The organism is Acidisoma sp. C75, from assembly GCF_054665095.1.
Genome location: NZ_BAAFHD010000001.1, coordinates 166494 through 174168 on the forward strand (window position 1 = coordinate 166494; position 7675 = coordinate 174168).

At 63.5% G+C, this 7675-nt stretch carries 6 protein-coding genes; all 6 read left to right on the forward strand.

Going from position 1 to position 7675, the window contains the following annotated elements:
- Nucleotides 1-7 precede the first annotated feature (7 nt).
- The 6 genes from ACYQ7X_RS00750 to ACYQ7X_RS00775 all read left to right on the forward strand — a co-directional run bounded on the left by ACYQ7X_RS00750 (nt 8) and on the right by ACYQ7X_RS00775 (nt 7519).
- A complete protein-coding gene (locus ACYQ7X_RS00750) occupies nt 8-2371 on the forward strand; it encodes an aldehyde dehydrogenase family protein (RefSeq protein ID WP_459694905.1) in 2364 nt (787 codons plus the stop codon).
- A 166-nt stretch (nt 2372-2537) separates the two neighbouring features.
- The gene (locus ACYQ7X_RS00755; RefSeq protein ID WP_459694906.1) at nt 2538-3563 is read left to right on the forward strand and encodes a LacI family DNA-binding transcriptional regulator; all 1026 of its coding nucleotides are present in this window, start codon (nt 2538-2540) and stop codon (nt 3561-3563) included.
- A complete protein-coding gene (locus tag ACYQ7X_RS00760; protein WP_459694907.1) occupies nt 3560-5083 on the forward strand; it encodes a sugar ABC transporter ATP-binding protein in 1524 nt (507 codons plus the stop codon). Before ACYQ7X_RS00755 ends, ACYQ7X_RS00760 begins: the two co-directional genes overlap by 4 nt.
- Nucleotides 5080-6063, forward strand: coding sequence for an ABC transporter permease (locus ACYQ7X_RS00765; protein WP_459694908.1), 984 nt, complete (start codon nt 5080-5082; stop codon nt 6061-6063). Before ACYQ7X_RS00760 ends, ACYQ7X_RS00765 begins: the two co-directional genes overlap by 4 nt.
- Nucleotides 6064-6118: 55 nt before the next feature.
- Nucleotides 6119-7129 carry a sugar ABC transporter substrate-binding protein gene (locus tag ACYQ7X_RS00770; RefSeq protein WP_459694909.1) on the forward strand — a complete coding sequence of 337 codons (1011 nt, stop codon included), beginning with the start codon at nt 6119-6121 and terminating at the stop codon, nt 7127-7129.
- Nucleotides 7130-7156: 27 nt separating this feature from the next.
- Nucleotides 7157-7519 carry a nuclear transport factor 2 family protein gene (locus ACYQ7X_RS00775; RefSeq protein ID WP_459694910.1) on the forward strand — a complete coding sequence of 121 codons (363 nt, stop codon included), beginning with the start codon at nt 7157-7159 and terminating at the stop codon, nt 7517-7519.
- Nucleotides 7520-7675: the final 156 nt, after the last annotated feature.

Here is a 7675-nt window from a genome sequence, read left to right on the forward strand (position 1 = left end):
CAAGCTCATGAACATCGTCGTCGATATTCTCAAGACCCTCGAATACGGGCCTTCGCCCGAGGATCCGGGCATCGTCCTCGACTGGCTCCGGCGGCATGAGGCGGGCTTCGGCCATTTCATCGGCGGATCCTTCACCGCGCCGGCGGAGACTTTCGCGGTGAGCAATCCGGCGACCGGACAGGTCATTGCCCAGGTCTCGCAGGGAAGCGAGGCCGATATCGACGCGGCGGTTGCCGCCGCGCGTGCGGCGCAGCCGGGCTGGGCGGCGCTTTCCGGCCATGAGCGGGCCAAATATCTCTATGCCCTGGCCCGCCATATCCAGCAGCATGCGCGGTTTCTCGCGGTGCTCGAGACAATCGACAACGGCAAGCCGATCCGCGAGACGCGCGATGTCGATATCCCGCTCGTGATCCGCCACTTCTATCACCATGCAGGCTGGGCGGAAATTCTGGCCGATGAATTCCCCGGCGCCATGCCGCACGGGGTGTGTGGACAGATCATCCCCTGGAACTTCCCGCTCCTGATGCTTGCCTGGAAAGTGGCGCCGGCCTTGGCCGCCGGCAATACCGTGGTGCTGAAGCCCGCGGAATATACGCCGCTGACCGCGCTGGCGCTGGGCGAGATCGCCCAGGAGATCGGGCTGCCGCCGGGGGTTTTGAACATCGTGACCGGTGATGGCAGGACCGGGGCGGCGGTGGTTGCGCATGCCGGGATCGACAAGATCGCCTTCACCGGGTCCACCGAAGTCGGCCGTATCATCCGCAAGGTGACGGCCGGCAGCGGCAAGGCGCTGACCCTCGAACTCGGCGGGAAATCTCCGTTCATCGTCTTTGCCGATGCCGATCTCGATGCGGCGGTCGAAGGCGTGGTCGATTCGATCTGGTTCAATCAGGGCGAGGTTTGCTGCGCGGGTTCGCGCATTCTGGTTGCGGAACCCGTGGCCGGGCGCTTCACAGAGCTGTTGCGCGCGCGCCTGGCGAAGCTCATCACCGGCGATCCTTTGGACAAATCAACCGATATCGGCGCGATCGTTCATCCGGCGCAGCGGGAGCGGATCGACCGGCTGGTCAGCCAGGGTGTGGCGGAGGGGGCGGAGCTGGTGCAGGGCACGGCACCTGCGGGCTGCTTTTATCCGCCGACCCTCGCGCTGAATGTGGAGCCTGCCTCGATCCTGGCGAGCGAGGAGATCTTCGGCCCAGTTGCCACGCTCTCTGCCTTCCGCACGCCGGATGATGCGGTGGCGCTGGCCAACAACACACGCTTTGGCCTTGCGGCTTCCGTGTGGTCGGAGAATATCAACCTCGCGATCGATATCGCCGCGCGGGTCAAGGCCGGGGTGGTCTGGATCAATGCCGCCAATATCTTCGATGCCGGCGCCGGCTTCGGCGGCTATCGCGAAAGCGGCTTCGGGCGGGAAGGCGGGCGCGAGGGCATGGCGGCCTATCTTCGATCTGCTTCGCCCAAGGCGAACAAGCCCGAAGAGGCGCTGCCCGGGCTTGTGCTGACACCGAGCGAGCCCATGGCAGCCAGCGCAATTGACCGCACGGCGAAGCTCTATATCGGTGGCAAGCAGGTGCGCCCCGACAGCGGCTACAGCTATGGCGTTGCGGGGAAAGGCGGCAAGCTTGCAGGCCTTGCCGGCGCCGGCAACCGCAAGGATATCCGCAATGCCGTGGAAGCCGCGCGGAAGGCGGCCGGCTGGGCGGCGCAAACCGGCCATAACCGCGCCCAGATCCTCTATTACCTGGCGGAGAACATGTCGGCGCGGGCGGGCGAGCTTGCCGCCCGGCTGACGCGCTTCGGCCACAGCAGCCGCGCTGCCGAGGAAGAGATCGAGATCGCGCTTCGCCGCATCTTCTGGTACGCGGCGCAGGCCGATAAGTTCGACGGCGCCGTTCATCAGACGAAGTCGGCCCATGTCACGCTTGCCGTGCATGAACCGCTGGGCGTTATCGGCATCGCCTGCCCGACGGCCTATCCGCTGCTCGGCTTCATCTCACTGGTTCTTCCGGCGATCGCGATGGGCAATCGCGTGGTTGCCTTGCCCTCGCAAAGCTGGCCGCTGGCGGCGACCGATCTCTATCAAGTGCTCGACACATCGGATATGCCGGGTGGTGTCGTCAACATCGTCTCGGGCGAGCGCGACCTGTTGACGAAGACGCTCGCCGAGCACGATGATGTGGACGCCATCTGGTATTTCGGCACCGAGGGCACGTGCCGCTTTGTCGAGGAAGCCTCCGCCGGCAACCTCAAGCAGAGCTGGGCCGAGGATGGTGCGGCGCGAGACTGGGCTGGGGCTGATGGGCAGGGGAGGCAGTTCCTCGCCCGTGCGACGCAGGTCAAGAACATCTGGATTCCCTACGGCGAATAGCCGAGCGATCCCGGCGCTCACCTATCGATAGCTGGCGGGGCGGGCGGCGAAAGGCTGCCCGCTCTTTTCTTTGTTGTGCTCTGCACAACTGCCGTGATGGGAAAAAGCGATTGACGGCTTTGCCGTGAAACTGATATCGATTTCAGTAAGAGTGGAAACGTTATCAGTGACCATAACAATCTCCGACGTCGCCAAGAAAGCCGGCGTATCAATCGCGACCGTATCCCGCTATTTGCGGGGTGAGCGTGTGCGGAGCGCCAAGCGCGTTCTCGAAGCGATCGAAGCCCTGGAATACCGCCCGGCCGTGGCCGCACGCAGTCTGCGCTCGGGTATTCACTATGCGGTCGCCATGATCGTGCCTGATATCACCAACCCCTATTTTGCTGCGGTGGCGAAGGGGGTGGAATCGGTTTTTCGCGATACCTCCTACCGCCTTCTTCTCGCCAATACAGACGAATCAACAGAGGTTGAGGACGCTGTGCTGCATGATGTGATGCCGCGCGTGGATGGCATCATCCTTGCGCCGGCGGCGGAGCAGGAAGAGACACCGCTGCAGGTGCGGCGGGACGGCATGCCGATCGTGCTTGTCGACCGCGAGCTATCGGCAAAAAGTTTTGATAGCGTGTTGGTTGACAATCGCGGGGGAGCGGCCGCCGCCGCCCGGCATCTTCTCGGCTTCGGGCATAAGGCAATCGCGATGATCAGCGGCCCTTTGGTGAATACGCCGGGGCGCATCCGCTATGATGGCTTCCTTGCAGCCCTTGCCGAAGCAGGGATCAAGCCGCAGGCCGCTCATCTCGAAGTTGCCGACTTTCGCGAGTCCGGTGGCTATCAGGCCATGATGCGGTTGCTCGACCTGCCGGAACCGCCGACCGCCGTCTTTTGCGCGAACAATGTCATGACGGTCGGGACGCTGAAGGCCTTGGCCGCCCGCAAAGTGCGCGTGCCGAAGGATATCTCGGTGATTGGCTTCGACGACCTCGATCTCGGGATGTTGCTCAACCCGCCGCTGACTGTGATCGACCGGCCGGCCGAGGAGCAGGGAGCGGCGGCGGCGCGCCTCCTGCTGCGTCGCCTGGCCGGTGCCGAGGCAAGCGCGCCCGATCGTATCATGCTGCAGACACGCCTTGTGGCGCGCGCATCCTGCGCGGCGCCGCGGGACGGCGGCCTGCCGCGACGGAGGCAAGCATGATCGGTGTTCGCGACCTTTCCGTTCGTTTCGGGCCGATTACCGCCCTGGATGGGGTGAGCATCGATATCCGCCCCGGGACGATCCACGCGCTGGCGGGTGAAAACGGCTCCGGCAAGAGCACCTTGCTCAAGGTTCTGGGCGGGGCGCAGGCGCCGAGCGCGGGGAGCATCGTGCTGGATGGCGCACCTGCCGTGTTTGCGGACCCGGCCCGGGCGGCGCAATCGGGTGTCGGGCTGATCTTTCAGGAGTTGAGCCTGTTTCCTCATCTCTCGGGATATTCGAATATCTTCATCGGCCGCGAGCCGGTGCGCATGGGCCTGATGCAGTTTCGCCGCCTGCAGGAGGATGCGGAGCGCCTGGTGCGGGAGCTGGGCTTTCCGCGGCCAGACCTTGCCCGCCCGGTTGCCGAGTTGAGTGTGGCTGAGCAGCAGGTCGTCGAGATCCTGAAATGCCTCGCGCGCAAGCCGAGGATCATCCTCTTCGACGAACCAACCGCCTCTCTCACGCAACGCGAAATCCGACCCGTGCTCGCCATCATGAAGCGGTTGCGCGACGAGGGATATACGGTTGTTTTCGTTTCTCACTATCTTGAGGAGGTTTTCGAGGTTGCCGACCGGATCACGGTTCTGCGCGATGGGCAGGTAACGCTCGATGCCGGGATGGCCGAGGTTGACCGGGAGCGCATTCTCAGTGCGATGCTTGGCCGGGCGCTGACGGAGTTCTATCCGGCGCGACGCGCGGGCCCGCGCGCGCAGGCCTCCATTCGGCTCGACAATGCTGGCTGCGACGGGATCGAGCCGGTGTCACTCGAGATCCGCGCGGGCGAAATCCTTGGCGTCGCGGGGGCGGTGGGATCCGGCAGTGCCGCCTTTGGTGAGATGCTGGGCGGGCTGCGCCCGTTGCAGACGGGCAGGATGGAGGTGCTGGCGCAAGCCTTTGCGCCGCGGAACGCGGCCGAGGCACTGCGCGCCGGGGTTGCCTATGTGCCGGAGGATCGGCGCACCGAAGCGCTGTTGCTGGACCTTTCGGTCGCCACCAATATGAGCCTGCCGCTGGTTGCCGCGCCGCGGAGCCCGCTCGTCTCGCGGGGCGGCTTTCTACGCCGCCAGCAGGAGCGCGCCGCCGTCAATCATGAGATCGGGCATATGAATGTTCGGCCTGCCAATGCGCGCTTGCCTGCGCGCGCGCTTTCCGGCGGCAACCAGCAGAAGGTTGTACTTGGACGGTGGTTTCTGCATGACCGCCCCTGCCTTGTGCTCAACAACCCGACGAAGGGTGTGGATGTCGGGTCAAAGGCAGAGATCTATCGCCATATCGCCGATCTCGCGGATTCCGGGCACGCGATCATCCTCGTTTCCAACTATAATCCTGAACTTCTTGGAACGGCGGATCGGATCATTGCCTTTCGCGAAGGACGGGTCGTTGCGTGCTATGGGCGCGGCGAGGCGAGCGAGGACCATCTTCTCGAAATGACGATGGGCGCCGCCGACCAGGCAGCCGCCGAAGGACAATTGCCATGACAGACAAATCAGCGGCTAATAGCGCCGGATTCCGATCCGGCCTGATCGCGCTTCTCAACTCTTCTCTGGTTGCAGCAGTCCTTGTTGTGCTCATCCTCGGCTTCGCGCTTACTGCCCCGAACTTCCTGAGCGCCAACAATGTTCTGAACCTGCTGCAGTCGGTCGCGGTGATCGCGGTTCTGGCGATCGGCCAGACGTTTGTTATCATCACCGCCGGGATTGATCTCTCGCAAGGGGCGATCATCGGGCTTTCCGGCGTGCTTGGCGCGGGCGTTATGGGCGCGACCGGAGGCCCCGGAAGCATCGCGCTCGGCATTCTGGTGGCTGTGGCGATCGGACTTATCGTCGGACTCATCAACGGTTTGCTGACGGCGTTCACGCGTGTGCCGGCCTTCATCGTCACGCTCGGCACGCTGAGTATCGCGAGCGGCGTGGCATTGCTGGTGACCGGCGGCGAGCCGATCTATGAGCTGCCACCAGCCTTCACCGGATTTGGCACCGGCGCGGTGTGGGTGTTTCCCGACATCATCCTGGTCAGCCTGGTGCTCGCGGTGATCGGGCAAATCCTGCTGGGCCGAACCCGCTTTGGCCGCGGCGTCTATGCAGTGGGTAGCAACCCGCGCGCGGCCGCGCTTTCCGGCTTGCCGGTTCGGCGCAATGTCGTGCTCGTCTTTATTCTGTCTGGCATTCTCTCCGCGATCGGTGGCGTGCTGCTGACCGCCTATGTGAATTCTGCCCTGCCGACTGCTGGCGCGAATTATGAGCTCGACTCGATCGCCGCCGTGGTGATCGGCGGCGGCAGCTTGTTCGGTGGCCAGGGCACTGTCTGGGCCTCGATGCTGGGGGTTCTGCTGATCGGCGTTCTCGCCAACGGGACAGATTTGCTTGGTGTTTCAACCTACTCGCAGACGGTTATTCTGGGCTGCGTCGTAATCGGAGCGGTTTTTGTCGACTCGTTCCGCAAGCGCGTCGCCATCTGAGATGGCGGTGCTCGCCTGACTTTCGTGCAGAACAAGAAAAGAAAGGGACAACGTCATGGCTGCCAAGGTAAAGGCCGACCGGCGGATTGAGAAGACGATGTGCGGCGCGGGGCTCACGCTCGGTGCGATCATGGGGGCGGTGTTGGCTTCCGCGCCCGCTATGGCGGCGTCGCAGAAGACGATCGAATTCATTCCATCTTCAAACGCAACGCCCTATTTCCTGCGCGAATATGATGGCGTCAAGAAGGAAGCAGCGAAATACGGCTATCAAACCCTGTTTCAGGCACCTTCGGTCTCCCAGGATGTCGGCAAGCAGATCGGCATGGTCTATACCGCGATCACGCGGAAGGTAGACGGCATCATCCTTGTGCCATACAGCCCGACTGCTCTGCTGCCGCCCGTGGAGAAAGCAATGGCCGCGCATATTCCGGTGGTCGCGACCGATTCGACGCTGACGCCGATGAAGGCCGTGACCTTCACAGCCGTGCCGAATGAGACGGCGGCCGCGGCGGTTGCGACCTACGCGGCGAAGATGGTCCATGGCCAGGGTGAGTATGCAATCATCGATTACAACCTCTCGACCACCTCCGGCCGTGCGCGCCGGGACGGATTCAAGGCCGGGATGGCAAAGTTCCCGGGGATGAAGTTTGCCGGCCTGCAGATCAGCCATTCGCTTCCGCAGACCGCGCTGACGGAGACGCAGACCCTGTTAGAGCGGAACCCGAAGATCAACGTGATTTTTGGCGCCAATGACCGCTCGGCGCTCGGCGTGGCGGAAGCGGTGCAGCGCATGCACCTGCAGGACAAGGTCGTCGTCGTCGGCTTCGATGCCGATCTCGGCGAGATCAACTATATCAAGTCGGGCGTCATCAAGGCATCCGTGCTGCAGAGCCCGGTCTTGATGGGCGAAACCGCAGTGAAGGTTCTGCATGATCTGTTCACGGACCCTTCCAAAGCCCCGGCGGCGTATATTCCGCTACCGTATAACATGGTGACCTACAAGAACTTCAACGACCCGAGCTCTGTCTCTGCAATTCGCCAATATATCGGCGGATACAAGGGCTGACGCAGCTTCATTGAAAGGCGATCCGACATGACGCCACGCAACGTCGTCGAGCACTACTGGGCTGTGGAATGCGGGCGGGATGTAGAGGCAATCCTCGCATGTTACAATGAGGATGCAGAACTTCTGGTGCCGGAGCTCGGCCGGCTCATTGGACATGCCGAGATCCGTCGGTTCTACCAGGAAAGCGTTGATCGCTTCCCGGTGCTTGAGGTTAAGATCGTCGGTGCGGTTGAAGACGCGGACCGGGGCGCCTTCGAATGGCAGTCGCGGTTTCGCGACCATACGGGGCGTGAATATCCCCTCGCTGGAGTCAATATGATTGCGGTGCGTGGCGGAAAGCTGCAGCAGGTCAACGTCTATTACGACCCGGCGGAGATCGCTGGGGGGTAAGCGGCGAAGCGCGTGCCTCCGCACAGGCTTCGCCGAGATCGTGTGCCGGGCCGATTGCGGGCCCGGCCGCGATGGCGGGGCGGCTTATGATGAGGCGTACGACGCCCGGTTGTGCTGCTTCTGAACGCAGCGCCGACGGCGGTGAGTGGGGGGGGG